We start from the raw sequence: 16,768 nt of genomic DNA, 5'->3' as shown, positions 1-16,768 counted from the left end.
GGCGGGTCTCCGATTATTTTTTTAGGCTATTGAGGCGCTTTTTGTGGCGAGGGAACTTGTTCCCGTTGGGCTGCGAAGCGGCCCCTGGGGGCCATAAACAGCCGCTGGTTCCGGGAACAGGCGAAGCAAACTCAGGTACACCACCGAGGCCAGCCCCAGCGTCACCGGCAGGCTGATATCGATGCCGTCGGCCAGGTTGCCCAGCGGCCCGACAAACTGCCCCGGCAAATTGACGAAGCACAAACCCACCAGCGCACTCGGGATCCAGGCCCCCAGCCCGCGCCAGTTCCAGCCATGGCTGAACCAGTAGCGCCCGCCGGTTTCACCGCGAGTGAATACCTGCAAGTCGTCCGGGCAGTAGAAGCCGCGGCGCACAATCAGGCCGATGATCATCATCACCATCCAGGGCGTGGTGCAGGTGATGATCAGCACGGCGAAAGTCGACACGCTCTGCACCAGGTTGGCGGCGAAACGTCCGATAAAGATGAAGGCAATCGACATCACGCCGATCAGCAGCGTGGCCTTGACCCGTGACAGCAGGCGCGGAAACACGCTGGACATGTCCAGGCCGGTGCCATACAGCGAGGTGGTGCCAGTGGACATGCCGCCGATCACCGCGATCAGGCACACCGGCAGGAAGAACCAGGTGGGCGCCACCGCCAGCAAACCGCCGACGTAGTTGTTCGCCGCAATGTAGTCCGGTGCCTTGATCGCCACGATGGTCGCGGTGGCCAGGCCGAACAGAAACGGGATCAACGTAGCGATCTGAGCCAGTACGACCGCCAGCATGATGCGCATTTTCGGCGTCTCACGCGGGATGTAGCGCGACCAGTCACCGAGGAATGCGCCGAAGGAAATCGGATTGCTCATGGCCACCAGCGCAGCACCGATAAAGGCCGCCCAAAAGCCGGTCTGGCCGAGGCCGACGGTGCCGGCGAAGTGGCTGTCGAAGGCCGGGGCAAACGCGAAGATGCCCAGCAGGAACAGCAGGCTCGCCGCCCACACCGCGATGCGGTTGACCCACAGCATGAAGCGAAAGCCATAGATGCACACGGTGAGCACAAGCAGGGCGAACAGGCCGTAGGCCAGGCCCAGCGTCAGGTCGGTTTCCGGCAGGCCGATCAGCCGTTTCGCACCGCCGACCAACGCATCGCCTGAACTCCACACCGACAGTGAGAAGAAGGCAATCGCCGTCAGCAGCGACAGAAACGAGCCGACAATCCGCCCGTGCACACCAAAGTGCGCACCGGACGACACGGCATTGTTGGTGCCATTGATCGGCCCGAACAGGCCCATCGGCGCCAGGATCAGCGCGCCCACCAGCACGCCCAGCACAATCGCCCAGACGCCGGCCTGGAACGACAAACCGAACAGCACCGGAAACGAACCCAGCACGGCGGTGGCAAAGGTGTTGGCACCGCCGAAGATCAGTCGGAACAGATCCTTGGGCCCGGCAGTACGTTCGTGGTCCGGGATCTGCTCGACCCCGTTGGTTTCTATCGTTCGAATACTTTTATCGTTGTTTTTATTATTCATGATCAGCTCCGATCACATTGGCTAAGGGGGCGGCAGCCCTTCCGGCATAGCGGACAAATGTTCGTGACAGGCCAGCCACAGGCCTTGTTTTTGTTGTGTGCCAGACCCTTGTCGTGTGAAGACAATGGTCTCGCGTTCCTGGCTAAAAAATTGCTCCCCGTTCATGCGCAGCTCGGTGGCCACGTCATGCATAAAAATCGCCACATCACCTTGCAGGCTGACAAAGGCGTTGCTTGAAGTGCAGGACAGCACCTCAAACCCCTCGTCCTGGCGCCAGCTGTCCCACAACGCCTGGTAGGCATCGCGGCTGAGCAGCGGCTGGGGGAGGGTGTAGAACACAAAGCTGGCTTCGGCCGTGAACGCGCCGAAGTAGGCGGCGCGGTCATTGCGGGCGAAGGCCGAGACCAGGTCGGCCGCGGCCTGCAGCACCTCGTGCGTGCTCATCAGCGATGCGCCACGCCGGGCAGTACACACAGCATCTCGTACAGCAGGTTGGCGCCGAGCAGCGAGGTGTTGCCGGTGGTGTCGTAAGGCGGCGAAACTTCTACCAGATCGCAACCAATCAGGTCGAGGCCCTGGCAACCACGGATGATCTCGATCGCCTGGATAGTGGTCAGCCCGCCGATTTCCGGCGTGCCGGTGCCCGGTGCCCAGGCCGGGTCGATGCCGTCGATGTCGAAGCTCAGGTACACCGGGCCGCCGCCGACTTTTTCACGCACTTCGGCCATCAATGGCGCGAGCGAGTGGTGCCAGCATTCTTCAGCCTGGACCACACGGAAGCCCTGTTTGCGGCTCCAGTTGAAGTCTTCGGCGGTGTAGCCCTGGGCGCGCAGGCCGATTTGTACGACGCGATCGCAATCGAGCAGGCCTTCTTCCACCGCGCGGCGGAAGGTGGTGCCGTGGGCGATTTTCTCGCCGAACATGTGATCGTTGACGTCAGCGTGGGCATCGATGTGCACCAGCCCGACCTTGCCGTGTTTCTTGTGGATCGCCCGCAGGATCGGCAGGGTGATGGTGTGGTCGCCGCCCAGGGTCATCGGGATCACGTTGTGCTCGAGGATCTCATCGTAGGCTTCTTCGATGATGCGCACAGCGTCGAGCAGGTTGAAGGTGTTGATCGCCACGTCGCCGATGTCGGCAACCGACAGGGAGTCGAACGGTGCGGCGCCGGTGGCCATGTTGTAAGGGCGGATCATCACCGATTCGGCGCGGATTTCCCGCGGCCCGAAACGGGTGCCGGCGCGCAGCGAGGTGCCGATGTCCAGGGGCACGCCGACAAAGGCGGCATCCAGGCCTTTGGCCGTTTGCAGGTGGGGAAGTCGCATCATGGTGGCGATGCCGGCGAAGCGCGGCATTTCGTTGCCGCCCAGTGGTTGGTGAAAAATCTTGTCCACGGGATTGCCTCATCGTTGTTTTGTTTATTAGGGGCCGATTCTGCGAAAAGCCCAGGGCGGGAAGAATCGGCAGGGGCAAATACTTAGTTCAGATTTTTCTAAACTAATGCCTGGGGTAAACTCGGTTCAAATGTGGGAGCGGGCTTGCTCGCGAATACGGTGTGTCAGTCACGGATGGTTCGACTGATCCACCGCATTCGCGAGCAAGCCCGCTCCCACAGGTTTTATGTTTGCTTCTGGAGAACCCATGGCCAACGCCTTGCCCGACCTGAAACTCCTGCGCATCTTCGTCAGCGTCGTGCGCCACCAGGGGTTTGCCAACGCCCAGCACGAACTCAACCTGTCGACGTCGGCCATCAGCACTTATATGAGCCAGCTGGAGTCGGCGTTGGGCCTGGTGCTGTGCCATCGCGGGCGCGGCGGGTTCAGCCTGACCAGCAAGGGCGAGCTGTTCCATCAGGAAACCCTGCGCCTCTTGGGCGAATTGGAAGGCTTCGAGCAATACGCAGCAGCGCTCAAAGGCGAGTTGCGCGGCACACTGAAGCTGGGCGTGCTCGACTCCACCGTCAGCGACAAGGCGCTGCCGTTCGCTGAGGTGATCGGCGCCTACAGCCAGGAACACCCGGCCGTGCACTTGCACCTCTCGGTGATGAGCCCTTACGAACTGCAACTGGGTGTGCAGGACAATCGTCTGGATTTGGCCATTGGCGCCTTTTCCAACCGCATGAGCGGGCTGATCTACATGCCGCTGTACCGCGAGCAACACTGGTTGTATTGCAGCACCCGCCATCCGTTGTTCAACGAACGGCGCATCCCCGAACAAGTGATCACCCAGCAGCGCATGGTCGGGCGCGGCTACTGGAGCCAGGCTGAACTGGCGCGCCACGGCTTCAAACACAGCGCGGCAACGGTGGAAAGTATGGAAGCTCAGTTGATTCTGGTGCTGTCCGGCGCCTACATCGGCTACCTGCCCGAGCATTACGCCCAGGCCTGGGCCGACAAGGGCGACCTGCGCGTATTGCTGCCGGCGACCTTCGGCTATCAGGCGCCATTTTCGATGATCATGCGCCGGGGCCGTAGCCGCGAGCCGCTGATCCAGACCTTCCGCGATTTACTCAAAGCACAGCTCAACCAGGCCTGAAACCATGTCCCGACCCCAATGCTCCCGCTGCCTGCGGCCTGTCACCCATTGCCTGTGCGCGCTGATCCCCAGCCTCGACAGCCGCACCCGCGTGTTGCTGTTGCAGCACCCGAGTGAGGTCAACCATGCGCTCAATACCGCGCGGCTGGCAGCGTTGGGGTTGAACAATGCGCAATTGGTGGTGGGCGAGGTGTTTGAGGGTTTGCCGACCTTATTGAACCCGCCCGGCTACCAGGCGCGGTTGTTGTTTCCCGCTGAGGATGCGCAGCCTTTACAGGCCTATACCCCGACTGACGAACCCATGCTGCTGGTGGTGCCTGACGGTACCTGGCGCAAGGCGCGCAAATTGTTGCACCTCAATCCGCTACTGGCGGCCTTGCCTCGAGTGACCCTGGCCGAGGGCGCGGTGTCCCGCTACCGGCTGCGCAAGGCGCCCGGGCCAGGTGCGTTGTCGACGGTGGAGGCGATTGTGCAGGCATTGCAGGTGCTGGAGGCGCCGGCGTCTTTTGATGCATTGCTCAAACCGTTTGAGGCGCTTATTGAGGGGCAGATTGCTGCGATGGGAGAAGAGGTGTTTCGTAAAAATCATGGCGACGGGCAGTTGGGGTAGCCGGTTCATCGAGGTGCGGCCTTCGCAGGCAAGCCCGCTCCCACAATGATCGCGGATACCTGTGGGAGCGGGCTTGCCCGCGATAGCGCCCTTACAGGCCACACACCACTCGCTTATTCCTATAAGCCATAAGCACCATACTTTGCGTGATATGGCCCGCCAGCCTTTCCCGGTATGATGTTCGCCCCCGCAGTCTGGATTGCGAATACGCCATGACCTTGCAGTACCCTACAATCGCCGATTGCGTCGGCAACACGCCCCTGGTCCGCTTGCAACGCATGGCGGGTGAAACCAGCAATACCCTGTTGCTCAAGCTCGAAGGAAACAACCCGGCCGGGTCCGTCAAGGACCGCCCGGCGCTGTCGATGATTGCCCGCGCTGAACTGCGCGGGCAGATCAAGCCCGGCGACACCCTGATCGAAGCCACCTCGGGTAACACCGGCATCGCCCTGGCCATGGCCGCGGCCATCAAGGGTTACAAGATGGTATTGATCATGCCCGACAACGGCAGCGCCGAACGCAAGGCGGCAATGACCGCCTACGGCGCCCAGTTGATCCTGGTCACCCAGGAAGAAGGCATGGAAGGCGCCCGCGACCTCGCCGAGCGCATGGCCGCCGAAGGCAGTGGCGTAGTGCTCGACCAATTTGCCAACGGTGATAACCCGGAGGCGCACTACACCACCACCGGTCCGGAAATCTGGCGTCAGACCCAGGGCACCATCACCCATTTCGTCAGCTCGATGGGCACCACCGGCACCATCATGGGCAACTCGCGCTACCTCAAGGAGCAGAACCCGGCGATCCAGATCGTTGGCCTGCAGCCGATGGAAGGCGCGGCTATCCCAGGCATTCGCCGTTGGCCCGAAGAGTACCTGCCGAAGATCTACAACGCGACGCGTGTGGACCGCATCATCGATATGGCCCAGCGCGAAGCCGAAGACACCACCCGCCGCCTTGCGCGTGAAGAAGGCATTTTCTGCGGCGTGTCCTCCGGCGGCGCCGTGGCCGGTATGTTGCGTTTGTCCAAGGAAGTGGAAAACGCAGTGATCGTCGCGATCATCTGTGACCGAGGCGACCGTTACTTGTCGACCGGCATTTTCGACGAACCCAACTGATGGCCAAGCACGAGAGAGGCCTGCGCTTTCAACCGACGGGCGGCAGCCGGGCCCCGCAAATTCCGGTAGGCAAGAAGCAGCGCCTGACCATTGAGCGCCTGGCCAACGACGGCCGCGGCATTGTGTTTTTTGAAGGCCGCACCTGGTTTGTAAATGGCGCGCTCGCCGGCGAAGAGGTCGAAGCACGTGTATTGGGCGCCCACGGCAAAGTGGTCGAGGCCCGCACCGAGCGCGTGTTCACGGCCAGCGAACTGCGCCGTCCGGCACCCTGCGCCCATTTTGGCCGCTGCGGCGGTTGCAGCGTGCAGCACTTGCCCCACGTCGAACAACTTGCCCTGAAACAGCGCATGCTCGCCGAACAACTGTCTCGCGTCGCCGGTGTCGAACCGCAGGTGTGGGCCGAACCTTTGAGTGGCCCGGAGTTCGGCTACCGCCGACGCGCCCGCGTGGCGGTACGCTGGGATGCCAAGGCGAAAAAACTTGAAGTGGGTTTTCGCGCGGTGGCCAGCCAGGACATCGTCGCCATCGATGATTGCCCCGTGCTGGTACAAGCCTTGCAACCGATCATGCAGCGTTTGCCGAACATGCTGCGCCGCCTGAGCAAACCGCAGGCGCTGGGGCATGTGGAGTTGTTCAGCGGCTCGTCGATTGCCGTGCTGCTGCGGCATATGGCGCCGTTGTCCGAGGCAGACCTGCTGATCCTGCAAGAATTTTGCACCTTCCATGACGCGCAGTTGTGGCTGCATGGCGAGGGTCAGCCGGAGCCGGTCGAGACGGATTCGGCGTTGGGTTATCCGTTGGGACAATGGGATTTGGAGCTGGCTTATCGGCCCGGGGATTTTGTGCAGGTCAACGCCGGCGTCAACGCCGCGATGGTCGCCCAGGCCCTGGAATGGCTGGCGCCACAGCCCGACGAGCGGGTACTGGATTTGTTCTGCGGGCTGGGCAACTTCGCTTTGCCGCTGGCCCGGCAGGTGCGTGAAGTGGTCGCGGTAGAAGGCGTGCAGACCATGGTGGACCGGGCGGCGCAGAATGCCGTCAGCAACAATTTGCATAATGTGCAGTTTTTTCAGGCCGATTTATCCCAGCCTTTGACTGACGCGGAGTGGGCCAAACAGGGCTTTTCTGCGGTACTCTTGGACCCACCCCGTGATGGTGCCCTGGAGGTTGTGCGCAAGCTCGCGACCCTTGAGGCCAAGCGTCTGGTGTATGTGTCCTGCAACCCGGCCACGCTGGCGCGGGACACGGTTGAGTTGGTCAAGCAGGGCTACCGGCTAAAACGTGCCGGGATCCTCGACATGTTTCCGCAAACCGCGCATGTCGAGGCCATGGCGTTATTTGAAGCGGGCTAGGATGCCCGTTTAATCCGACTGGCCTGCATTCTCCAAGGCCGTGACCTGCCAGGGAGTGTGTAAGCTTTATTCAGGTAAAGCAGGTCAGCGATGATTTTTGGCGCATTAAAGGTGCGTCGTAGGGAAGGTAAGCAAGATGGTACAGGTGAGAGCACACCAGCCGATCAACACCGACGGCAGTATCAATCTCGAGGCATGGCTGGATCATGCCGTCAGTGTCGACCCGGCACTGGACCGTGAAGCCTTGAAAGCAGCCTGCGAGTTCGCTCGTGAGTCTGAACAACAAGACAATGCGGCCAAAAACCTCTGGGCGGAGGGCACGTCAAGCTTTCGCACCGGGTTGGAAATCGCCGAGATCCTCGCCGATCTCAAGCTCGACCAGGATTCGCTGATCGCCGCCGTGCTCTATCGCGGCGTGCGTGAAGGGCACATCCCGTTGCCGACGGTCAGCCAGCGTTTCGGCGCGGTCGTGGCCAAACTGATCGACGGCGTGCTTCGCATGGCGGCTATCAGTGCCAGCCTCAGCCCGCGCCAGTCGATGGTGCTGGGCACCCAGGGCCAGGTCGAGAACCTGCGCAAAATGCTGGTGGCGATGGTCGACGACGTACGCGTTGCGCTGATCAAGCTGGCTGAACGCACCTGCGCGATCCGTGCGGTGAAGACCGCCGACGACGAAAAGCGCAACCGGGTGGCCCGCGAAGTCTTCGACATCTACGCGCCGCTGGCGCATCGCTTGGGCATCGGCCATATCAAGTGGGAGCTGGAGGACTTGTCCTTTCGCTACCTCGAGCCCGATCAATACAAACAGATTGCGACGCTGCTGCATGAGCGGCGGCTCGACCGTGAGCGCTTTATCACCGACGTGATGGGCCAGCTGCGTTCCGAGTTGCAGGCCACCGGCGTTGACGCCGACATCAGCGGCCGCGCCAAACACATCTATTCGATCTGGCGCAAAATGCAGCGCAAGGGCCTGGCCTTCAGCCAGATCTACGACGTGCGCGCCGTGCGTGTGCTGGTGCCGGAAATGCGCGACTGCTACACCGCGCTGGGCATCGTCCACACCTTGTGGCGGCACATTCCCAAGGAGTTCGACGACTACATCGCCAACCCCAAGGAAAACGGCTATCGCTCGCTGCACACTGCGGTGATCGGCCCTGAGGGCAAGGTGCTGGAGGTGCAGATCCGCACCCACGCCATGCACGAAGAGGCTGAACTTGGGGTGTGCGCGCACTGGCGCTACAAGGGCACCGACGTCAAGGCCGGGTCCAACCAGTACGAAGAGAAAATCTCCTGGCTGCGCCAAGTGCTCGAGTGGCACGAAGAACTCGGCGACATCGGCGGCCTTGCCGAACAGCTGCGGGTGGATATCGAGCCCGACCGCGTTTATATCTTCACCCCCGACGGCCACGCCATCGACTTGCCCAAGGGCGCCACGCCGTTGGACTTTGCCTACCGCGTGCACACCGAAATCGGTCACAACTGCCGGGGCGCCAAGATCAACGGGCGCATCGTGCCGCTCAACTACAGCTTGCAGACCGGTGAACAGGTCGAGATCATCACCAGCAAGCACGGTACGCCGAGCCGCGACTGGCTGAACCCGAACCTGGGCTACATCACCACATCGCGGGCACGGGCGAAGATCGTCCACTGGTTCAAATTGCAGGCGCGCGACCAGAACGTCGCGGCCGGTAAAACCTTGCTCGAACGCGAGCTGGCGCGCCTGGGCCTGCCGCAGGTGGACTTCGACAAGTTGGCCGAAAAAGCCAACATGAAGATTGCCGAGGACATGTTCGCAGCCCTTGGCGCCGGCGACTTGCGCCTGGCGCAACTGGTCAATCTGGCGCAGCAACTGGTCGAGCCAGAGCGCGGCAGCGAGCAGCTGGAACTGATCCCGCGCAAAGCCACCGGCTACAAACCGGGCAAGCGCGGCGATATCCAGATTCAGGGCGTGGGCAACCTGATGACGCAAATGGCCGGCTGCTGCCAGCCGTTGCCGGGCGACGCCATCGTCGGTTACATCACCCAGGGCCGTGGCGTAAGCATTCACCGCCAGGATTGCGCCTCGGTGCTGCAACTGGGCGGGCGCGAGCCGGAACGGATCATCCAGGTCAGCTGGGGCCCGGTGCCGGTGCTCACTTACCCGGTGGACATCATCATTCGCGCCTACGACCGTTCCGGCTTGCTGCGTGACGTGTCGCAAGTGCTGCTCAATGAGCGGATCAACGTGCTGGCGGTCAATACCCGCTCGAACAAAGAGGACAACACGGCGTTGATGTCCCTGACCATCGAGATTCCGGGCCTGGACGCGTTGGGTCGGTTGCTGGGGCGGATTTCCCAGTTGCCGAACATCATTGAAACGCGGCGTAATCGCACACCATGAGCAGCTGGATGAGCGCGGACTGAAAATGTGGGGCAGTTTTATGTGGGAGCTGGCTTGCCTGCGATAGCATCGCCTGGGTCTGCCAGCTACACCCAGTCGCCTGCATCGCAGGCAAGCCAGCTCCCACTGAACGCGGACAGAGATTGACTGATGTATTCACTTGAAGACCTGCTGCACCTGATGAACCGCCTGCGAGACCCAAAGTACGGGTGCCCGTGGGACATCAAGCAAACCTACGCAACCATCGTCCCGCACACCCTGGAAGAAGCCTACGAAGTCGCTGATGCGATTGAGCGCGGCGACTTTGATCACCTGCAAGGCGAACTGGGCGACCTGTTGTTCCAGGTGGTGTATTACAGCCAGTTGGCGAAGGAAGAAGGGCGCTTTGAATTTGCTGGGGTGATCGACAGCATTACCCGCAAGTTGATTCGTCGCCATCCTCACGTGTTCCCGACGGGTGATCTGTATGCGCCGCTGGATATTCCTCAGCTGAGCGAAGAGCAGGTCAAGGAGCGTTGGGAGCAGATCAAGGCTGAGGAGCGCGCGGAAAAGTCCGACGCGCCACTGCAGCTGTCCCTGCTCGATGACGTGCCCACGGCGTTGCCGTCGCTGTCGCGCGCCGCCAAATTGCAAAAGCGCGCCAGCCAGGTCGGCTTTGACTGGCCCGCCGCCTTGCCGGTGGTGGACAACGTGCGCGAAGAGCTGGATGAAGTGCTCGAAGCCATGGCCGATAACGACCCGGTGGCGATTGCCGATGAAGTCGGTGACCTGCTGTTTGCAGCGGTCAACCTGGCCCGGCATCTGAAGGTTGACCCGGAAGCTGCGTTGCGTGGCGCCAATGCCAAGTTCGAACGACGTTTCCGATTTATCGAACAGGCATTGCGCGATACGCATCAATCCATAGAAGATTGCACCCTCGAAGAGTTGGATGCCCTGTGGGGTGAAGCCAAACGCCAGGAAAAGAATCTGTCCAGCTGCGGTTAAGCAGTTGCCTAAGTGAGTAAGCACCATGAGCCTTTCCCTTCGCGACCAGTTGCTTAAAGCAGGTCTGGTCAACCAAAAGCAGGCCAAGCAGGTCGGCAAAGAGAAACAGAAGCAGCAGCGCCTGGTCCACAAGGGTCAAGCCGAAGTGGACGACACCCAGGCACGCCTGGCCGCCGAGGCGCACGCCGAGAAGGTCAAGCGCGACCAGGAGCTGAACCGCCAGCAGCAGGAAAAAGCCGAGGCCAAGGCCCGTACGGCCCAGGTCAAACAATTGATCGAGACCTCGCGCCTGCCCAAGCTGACCACCGAGGACTACTACAACTTCGTGGATGACAAGAAGGTCAAGCGCCTGTCGGTCAACACGCTGATGCGCAACAAGCTGAGCAACGGCTCCCTGGCAATCGTGCACCATGGCGGCGGTTACGAGGTGATCCCGCGTGAAGCGGCGCTGAAGATTCAGGAGCGTGCGCCGGAGCGTATCGTGCAGCTCAATATCCTCACCGAAAGCCAGGTGCCGGATGAGGATGATCCTTACGCCGCCTACCAGATCCCGGATGATCTGATGTGGTAAGGCGTTAAAACAATCGGGCGTGCCAGGCGCGCCCAACGCCAAAGCCTATAAACACAAACCCCGCTCAAAAGGCGGGGTTTGTGTTTATAGGCACCCTGGCTGCGTGGGGCTGGGGGCCTAGCGGATTTCAGTATTCAGGAGCTTTGTGCCTGGCGTTTCATCTCTAGAGATTCGAGCTCGTTTTTATAATTGTGGGCTTCGTTCTCGTTGTGGAACATGCCGACCAGTTGGTCTTGTTGATGGACATCCCAGATGTGAATCCCATGGCCCAGTGCTTCGTGAGACATGTGTGCATCGTCGCGTTCAGTTACTTTTACAGTCATCTGCTTGCTCCAATCTCTGGTTGATCTGCGGCAAGTCGTCGCAGGCCTCTTTTATATGTTTTGTTAGCTTGCTAAGTAAACCGATTTTGCACGCAACAATTCATTGCACAAACTGCAACTGTCCCGCAGGCCCCGTAATCCGCGACATTGCGTCGCAGGGGCCTGGGTTTTATGACAAAAGTTTCATGTTCTTCTTGGTCTTTAGCCTTGTTCTGCCGGCTCCAAAGCCATCGCAGGCAAGCCAGCGCCCACCGTTGAAATGCATTCCAGTGTGGGAGCTGGCTTGCCTGCGATAGCGGTAGACGCTCCAACACACAACCTGCAGGCGAAAAAAAGCCCCGCATTCAGCGAGGCTCGTTTTTCAGCTCATCAGCCGATCAGCTCCCTTTGACAGCCTTGCCGTCAACGGTGCCGTCCAGCAGCATGATGTTGTATTCCTTGCCGTCGGTTTCCACCTGACGCAGGGCAACCAGGATGCCGCCCCAGTCCTTGGCAAACCACATCTGGGTGATGCGCTTGCTCTGGGAAGGGTCGCGCACGCGCTCAACCTTGATCGCATCGATGGCGCCGGCTTTGGTCTGGACCTTTTCCGGGCCGATCACGCGAAAGTCATAAGTATCGACGTCGGTGCCTTCGACCACGCGGTAGCTCATGCTTTTCTTGCCGGCGGCGACGTCGCGCTGCAGGGCAAGCTGATAAGTCGATTTGTCGAGCATGCCACTTTCGAGCGTGACGTTGACCGGGTCCTTGTTTTCGAAGCCGGTGACCTTGTTGGCCGCGTGGTCGAAATCCAGGTTGATCTTCTTCGCCTTGCCCAGGCCGCCGCGTTCGAAGCTGTAGCTCTTGGGTTGCAGTGCGTCCTTGTCGAACAGGATCACGCTGGTTTCGGTGAGGCTGGCGATCATCATGGAAGCCTTGAAGTTCAAGGTCCAGGTGCCATTGTCATTCTTGGTCAGGCTGCGTTCGGCCGAACCACTCATGGGCAACTGTTTCCAGTCGGCGGTGTAGCTGGCGGAGAAAGGGTGAAGGTCTGCTGCTTGCACGGCAGGCAAGGCGAACAGCGCAAAAGCGAAGAGCAAGGCGCGACGCATAAAATCTCCTAGGTTCGAATCAAGTGGCCGCTGGCCGCAAGTAATTGGCCGTCCAATAATGCACCGTGATCGCCAAGAATCAACCGCCCCTCGGCAAACCAGCGAACAGCCAGCGGGTAAATCCTGTGTTCCTGGGTGTGAACCCGTTGCGCAAGTGTCTGCGCTGAATCTGCAGACTCTACCGGAACCACTGCCTGTACGACCAGAGGGCCGCCATCGAGTTCCTCGGTCACAAAGTGCACGCTGCAGCCGTGCTCGCTGTCGCCAGCCTCAAGCGCACGCTGGTGCGTGTGCATGCCTTTGTACTTGGGGAGCAGGGAAGGGTGGATATTGAGCAGGCGCCCTTCGTAGTGCCGCACGAAACTGGCGCTCAGAATGCGCATGAATCCGGCGAGGACCACGAGTTTGGGGTTGAAGGCGTCGATCAGTTCGATCAAGGCGCTGTCGAAGGCCTCGCGGCCTTCGAAAGCCTTGTGATCCAAGGATCGGGTTTCAATGCCCGCGTCCCTGGCGCGTTGCAGGCCGTAGGCGTCGCTGCGATTGGAGATCACCGCAGCGATGCGCACTGGGCTGTCGCCGGTGCGCGTGCTGTCGATCAGGGCCTGCAAGTTACTGCCGGTGCCGGAAAGCAGCACCACGACATCACAGGTCTGAGACATCAATGAGCCTTGAGGTTCTTCAGTTCAACCTGAGCTGCGCCTTCCGGGGCAGTCGCGATCTGGCCGATGACCCATGGCTGCTCGCCCGCTTCACGCAGAACGTTCAGCGCCGCTTCAACATGCTCTTGAGCCACGCAGATGACCATGCCGACGCCGCAGTTCAGCACGCGGTGCATCTCGGTCTCGTTGACGTTGCCTTTCTCTTGCAGCCAGTCGAATACCGCTGGACGCTGCCAGCTGGCCACGTCGACAATCGCCTGGGCGCCTTTTGGCAGGACGCGCGGGATGTTGTCCAGCAGGCCGCCGCCAGTGATGTGGGCCATGGCTTTGACGGCGCCAGTGTCCTTGATCAGCTTGAGCAGTGGTTTGACGTAGATGCGTGTCGGGGCCATCAGCAGGTCGGTCAGCGGCTTGCCGTCGAGTTGGATGTTCTCGATGTCGGCGCCGGACACTTCGATGATCTTGCGGATCAGCGAGTAGCCGTTGGAGTGCGGGCCCGAGGATGGCAGCGCGAGCAGGGCGTCACCGGCAGCGACTTTGGAACCGTCGATGATTTCGGATTTTTCGACAACGCCGACGCAGAAACCGGCCAGGTCGTAGTCTTCGCCTTCGTACATGCCTGGCATTTCAGCGGTTTCGCCGCCGACCAGGGAGCAACCCGACAGTTCGCAGCCCGCGCCAATGCCGGTCACGACCTGGGTCGCGGTCTCGACATTGAGCTTGCCGGTGGCGTAGTAGTCGAGAAAGAACAGTGGCTCGGCGCCGCACACCACCAAGTCGTTGACGCACATGGCAACCAGGTCAATGCCGATGCTGTCGTGCTTGTTCAGGTTCAAGGCCAGGCGCAGCTTGGTGCCCACGCCGTCGGTGCCGGAGACCAGCACAGGCTGCTTGTAGCCGGCCGGGATTTCGCAGAGGGCGCCAAAACCGCCCAGGCCGCCCATGACTTCGGGGCGCGCAGTGCGCTTGGCGACGCTCTTGATGCGTTCGACCAATGCTTCACCGGCGTCGATGTCTACACCGGCGTCCTTGTAGCTCAGGGAGGGTTGCTTGCTCATGATCCAGGCCTTTAGGGGGGATTTCTGGGTAACGACCGAGCTGGCGAAGGCTTTCGTGAAGAGGCCCAGCCGTTGACGGTCTGCGAAGGCGCGCGATTTTATCAGGCTTGAGGGGCAGCGGCCATCCTCGGGCCGACGGGCAGGGCCATAAAGGTTAAAAAGCGCGGTTAAAAAATTGCTAATCGTCTCTGTGATGGCGCGTATTAAGGTATAGCCTTTAACCCGCTATCGTTATGACAGTACGAAAACTTACCGCGACCCTGTGAATGTTTTACCGGCTGCTGTGGTCACAGCCTGGCAAGCCGGGTTCACGCGGTCTGTTCCAGCCGCTAAATTTGTCGTTCGGGAATCTTCCATGCGTCTGTGTAAATTCTTCTTTGTAGGCTGCTTGTCGTTGGTCAGCCTGGCGAGTCATGCCGAAACCCTCAATGGCCTGTATCAAGTGCTTGAACCGGTCAGCAGCCAGTCGCCCCAAGAGCGCGACCAAGCGACCCAGCGAGCCGTGCAAACCCTGGTGATCCGCCTGACCGGCGACGCCAAAGCCGTCGAAGGCCCGGGCCTGGCGGCAATTCGCAAAGATCCGCAGCAAATCATCAGCCAGTATGGCTACGACGCTGGCCCACCCGAGAGCCTGCAGGTGGATTTCGACCCGGTGAGCACCGATCGCGCCCTGCGTGCAGCGGGCCTGTCGATCTGGGGCAGTAATCGGCCGTCGATTCTCGGCTGGTGGCTGAACGACTCCACCGAAGGCAGCAGCCTGGTGGGTGATGGTCAAGCCATTGCCGGTGCCCTGCGCCGTGCGGCGCAACACCGGGGTTTGCCGTTGCGCCTGCCGTTGGGTGATCTGGATGAACAGGTCGTCGCCACTGCGCCGAATCTGGAAAGCGCCGATGCCACGCCACTGCGTGCAGCCTCTGAGCGCTACGGTGCCGACGCGTTGCTCGCGGTGCACGCCCGTCAGGAAGGCAATCAGTGGCAGGCCAAATGGCGCCTGTGGCTGGGCGACAAAACTGAGCAGGGCACCGCCCAAGGCGCCGACACCGCTGCCGTGGCCGACGCCGTATTGCTCGCTGTCAGCCAAAAGCTGGCGCCACGTTTTGCGGTCAAGCCCGGTGTGAGCAGTGAGCAATTGCTCGAAGTGCAGGGCATGAATCTGGAACGCTACGCTGCACTGGGCCATCTGCTCGAACCTTTTGGTGGTCAGCCGCAGTTGGTCGACGGCACTCGCATTGTGTACCGCGTCAACGGCAGTGCTGATCAGTTGCGTACTCAGTTGAGCCTGGCCAAGTTGCAGGAAGTGCCTGCGGGCGAAGCTGCTGTTCAGCCGCCGGTGGCAGAGGGTGCCCAGGCACCCGCAGCACCTGAACCTCAGGCTCAGCTGCGTTTTCGGTGGTAAGTGTTCTTCCTCTATAGATAGAAGCAAATAATGGAGTGGTTTATGGCGGATACGCGTCGTTGGGTGTGGCTTGGCGGGATTGTCCTGCTGTGCGTTTTTGTGTTCTTGCTGCATTCGATCCTGACGCCGTTCCTGGTCGCGCTGCTGCTGGCTTACCTGTTCGATCCCGTGGTGGATCGTCTGGAGAAGGCCGGCCTGTCGCGCACCTTGGGTGTGGTAGCGGTGTTTGCCTTGTTCACGTTGATCATCACCGCGCTGGTATTGGTGCTGGTGCCGATGCTGGCCAAGCAGCTGTTTCGCCTGTATGAACTGGCGCCGCAGATGCTTGACTGGCTGCAGCACACGGCAATGCCGTGGGCGCAGGCCAAGCTGGGGCTGGCGGACGGCTTCTGGAAGTTCGACAAGGTCAAGGCGGCGATCAGTGAGCACATGGGGCAGACCACCGATATTGTCGGTGTCGTGCTCAGTCAGGCCACGGCGTCCAGTTTGGCGTTGATCGGTTGGTTGACCAACCTGGTGCTGATCCCGGTGGTGGCGTTTTACCTGCTGCGTGACTGGGACATCATGATGGCCAAGATCCGCGGCCTGCTGCCGCGCAACAACGAGGAGCGCATCGTCTCCCTGGCGGAAGAGTGCCATGAGGTGCTGGGCGCGTTTGTGCGGGGCCAGTTGCTGGTGATGCTCGCGCTGGGGATCATCTACGCCGCGGGGTTGATGGCGATCGGCCTGGAGCTGGGCCTGTTGATCGGCTTGATTGCCGGTCTGGCTGCCATCGTGCCGTACATGGGCTTTGTGATCGGGATTGGCGCGGCGCTGGTGGCGGGGTTGTTCCAGTTTGGCGGCGACCTGTACCCGATGCTCGGGATTGTTGCGGTGTTTATGGTCGGCCAGGCCCTTGAAGGGATGGTGTTGACGCCCTTGCTGGTGGGCGACCGGATCGGCCTGCACCCGGTGGCGGTGATCTTCGCGATCCTGGCAGGCGGTGAGCTGTTTGGCTTTACGGGTATCCTGTTGGCGCTGCCGGTGGCGGCGGTGATCATGGTGCTGGTGCGCCATGTGCATGATCTGTACAAGGATTCGGATGTGTACACCGGGGTTGAAGACCCCGACCTGTAACCGCTTCGTCACAAACCCGGCCGAGGCCGGGTTTGTTGTTTC

Annotated in this window: 16 protein-coding genes; 9 read left to right on the top strand and 7 right to left on the bottom strand. The window is 61.0% G+C overall.

From position 1 onward, the window contains the following. Positions 1 to 21: 21 nt before the first annotated feature. Genes NTD89_RS14305 through speB form a run of 3 tightly spaced genes read right to left on the bottom strand, consistent with a single transcriptional unit; the run spans position 22 to position 2,930 of the window. A complete protein-coding gene (locus NTD89_RS14305; RefSeq protein WP_262208317.1) occupies positions 22 to 1,536 on the bottom strand; it encodes a purine-cytosine permease family protein in 1,515 nt (504 codons plus the stop codon). Between the two features lie 21 nt (positions 1,537 to 1,557). Next, on the bottom strand, positions 1,558 to 1,980 hold the full coding sequence (locus tag NTD89_RS14300; protein ID WP_262208316.1) for a YybH family protein: 423 nt from the start codon (positions 1,978 to 1,980) through the stop codon (positions 1,558 to 1,560). Further along, the gene (speB, locus tag NTD89_RS14295; RefSeq protein WP_064453522.1) at positions 1,980 to 2,930 is read right to left on the bottom strand and encodes an agmatinase; all 951 of its coding nucleotides are present in this window, start codon (positions 2,928 to 2,930) and stop codon (positions 1,980 to 1,982) included. The genes NTD89_RS14300 and speB overlap by 1 nt, the downstream gene beginning before the upstream one ends. Before the next feature lie 247 nt (positions 2,931 to 3,177). Here speB and NTD89_RS14290 point away from each other — a divergent pair, with 247 nt between their 5' ends. The 7 genes from NTD89_RS14290 (at position 3,178) to NTD89_RS14260 (ending at position 11,083) form a co-directional block, all read left to right on the top strand. Beyond that, on the top strand, positions 3,178 to 4,071 hold the full coding sequence (locus NTD89_RS14290; RefSeq protein ID WP_049712094.1) for a LysR family transcriptional regulator: 894 nt from the start codon (positions 3,178 to 3,180) through the stop codon (positions 4,069 to 4,071). A 4-nt stretch (positions 4,072 to 4,075) separates the two neighbouring features. Continuing rightward, complete coding sequence (locus NTD89_RS14285; protein WP_262208312.1) at positions 4,076 to 4,681, top strand: tRNA-uridine aminocarboxypropyltransferase; 606 nt, start codon at positions 4,076 to 4,078, stop codon at positions 4,679 to 4,681. Between the two features lie 212 nt (positions 4,682 to 4,893). Continuing rightward, a complete protein-coding gene (gene cysM, locus NTD89_RS14280) occupies positions 4,894 to 5,796 on the top strand; it encodes a cysteine synthase CysM (RefSeq protein ID WP_262208310.1) in 903 nt (300 codons plus the stop codon). Then, complete coding sequence (gene rlmD / locus NTD89_RS14275; protein ID WP_262208309.1) at positions 5,796 to 7,148, top strand: 23S rRNA (uracil(1939)-C(5))-methyltransferase RlmD; 1,353 nt, start codon at positions 5,796 to 5,798, stop codon at positions 7,146 to 7,148. The genes cysM and rlmD overlap by 1 nt, the downstream gene beginning before the upstream one ends. A 136-nt stretch (positions 7,149 to 7,284) precedes the next feature. Further along, positions 7,285 to 9,528 carry a GTP diphosphokinase gene (relA, locus tag NTD89_RS14270; protein ID WP_017134872.1) on the top strand — a complete coding sequence of 748 codons (2,244 nt, stop codon included), beginning with the start codon at positions 7,285 to 7,287 and terminating at the stop codon, positions 9,526 to 9,528. A 150-nt stretch (positions 9,529 to 9,678) separates the two neighbouring features. Beyond that, positions 9,679 to 10,512, top strand: a complete 834-nt coding sequence (mazG, locus tag NTD89_RS14265; protein ID WP_262208308.1) for a nucleoside triphosphate pyrophosphohydrolase — start codon at positions 9,679 to 9,681, stop codon at positions 10,510 to 10,512. A 25-nt stretch (positions 10,513 to 10,537) separates the two neighbouring features. Next, the gene (locus NTD89_RS14260; RefSeq protein ID WP_014719402.1) at positions 10,538 to 11,083 is read left to right on the top strand and encodes a DUF2058 domain-containing protein; all 546 of its coding nucleotides are present in this window, start codon (positions 10,538 to 10,540) and stop codon (positions 11,081 to 11,083) included. A gap of 134 nt (positions 11,084 to 11,217) precedes the next feature. Here the strand turns inward: NTD89_RS14260 and NTD89_RS14255 are convergent, their stop codons facing one another. The 4 genes from NTD89_RS14255 to purM all read right to left on the bottom strand — a co-directional run bounded on the left by NTD89_RS14255 (position 11,218) and on the right by purM (position 14,214). Beyond that, on the bottom strand, positions 11,218 to 11,406 hold the full coding sequence (locus NTD89_RS14255) for a hypothetical protein (protein ID WP_145158967.1): 189 nt from the start codon (positions 11,404 to 11,406) through the stop codon (positions 11,218 to 11,220). Positions 11,407 to 11,783: 377 nt separating this feature from the next. Further along, positions 11,784 to 12,497, bottom strand: a complete 714-nt coding sequence (locus tag NTD89_RS14250) for a DUF3108 domain-containing protein (RefSeq protein ID WP_106576404.1) — start codon at positions 12,495 to 12,497, stop codon at positions 11,784 to 11,786. 8 nt (positions 12,498 to 12,505) lie between these two features. After that, the gene (gene purN / locus NTD89_RS14245; protein ID WP_242195693.1) at positions 12,506 to 13,156 is read right to left on the bottom strand and encodes a phosphoribosylglycinamide formyltransferase; all 651 of its coding nucleotides are present in this window, start codon (positions 13,154 to 13,156) and stop codon (positions 12,506 to 12,508) included. Then, entirely contained in the window at positions 13,156 to 14,214 is a 1,059-nt protein-coding gene (purM, locus tag NTD89_RS14240) for a phosphoribosylformylglycinamidine cyclo-ligase (protein WP_145158963.1), read from the bottom strand. Before purM ends, purN begins: the two co-directional genes overlap by 1 nt. 355 nt (positions 14,215 to 14,569) lie before the next feature. Here purM and NTD89_RS14235 point away from each other — a divergent pair, with 355 nt between their 5' ends. Together NTD89_RS14235 and NTD89_RS14230 are read left to right on the top strand one after the other, a co-directional pair. Further along, positions 14,570 to 15,610: a DUF2066 domain-containing protein gene (locus NTD89_RS14235; protein ID WP_262208307.1), complete on the top strand. Its 1,041-nt coding sequence runs from the start codon at positions 14,570 to 14,572 to the stop codon at positions 15,608 to 15,610. Positions 15,611 to 15,652: 42 nt separating this feature from the next. Further along, positions 15,653 to 16,726 carry an AI-2E family transporter gene (locus tag NTD89_RS14230; protein WP_242195687.1) on the top strand — a complete coding sequence of 358 codons (1,074 nt, stop codon included), beginning with the start codon at positions 15,653 to 15,655 and terminating at the stop codon, positions 16,724 to 16,726. Positions 16,727 to 16,768: the final 42 nt, after the last annotated feature.

This window comes from Pseudomonas sp. 14P_5.3_Bac1 (assembly GCF_025466135.1).
Lineage (GTDB): Bacteria > Pseudomonadota > Gammaproteobacteria > Pseudomonadales > Pseudomonadaceae > Aquipseudomonas.
The sequence above is the reverse complement of the archived record's forward strand: the minus strand, read 5'-3'. Positions and strand labels throughout refer to the sequence as shown.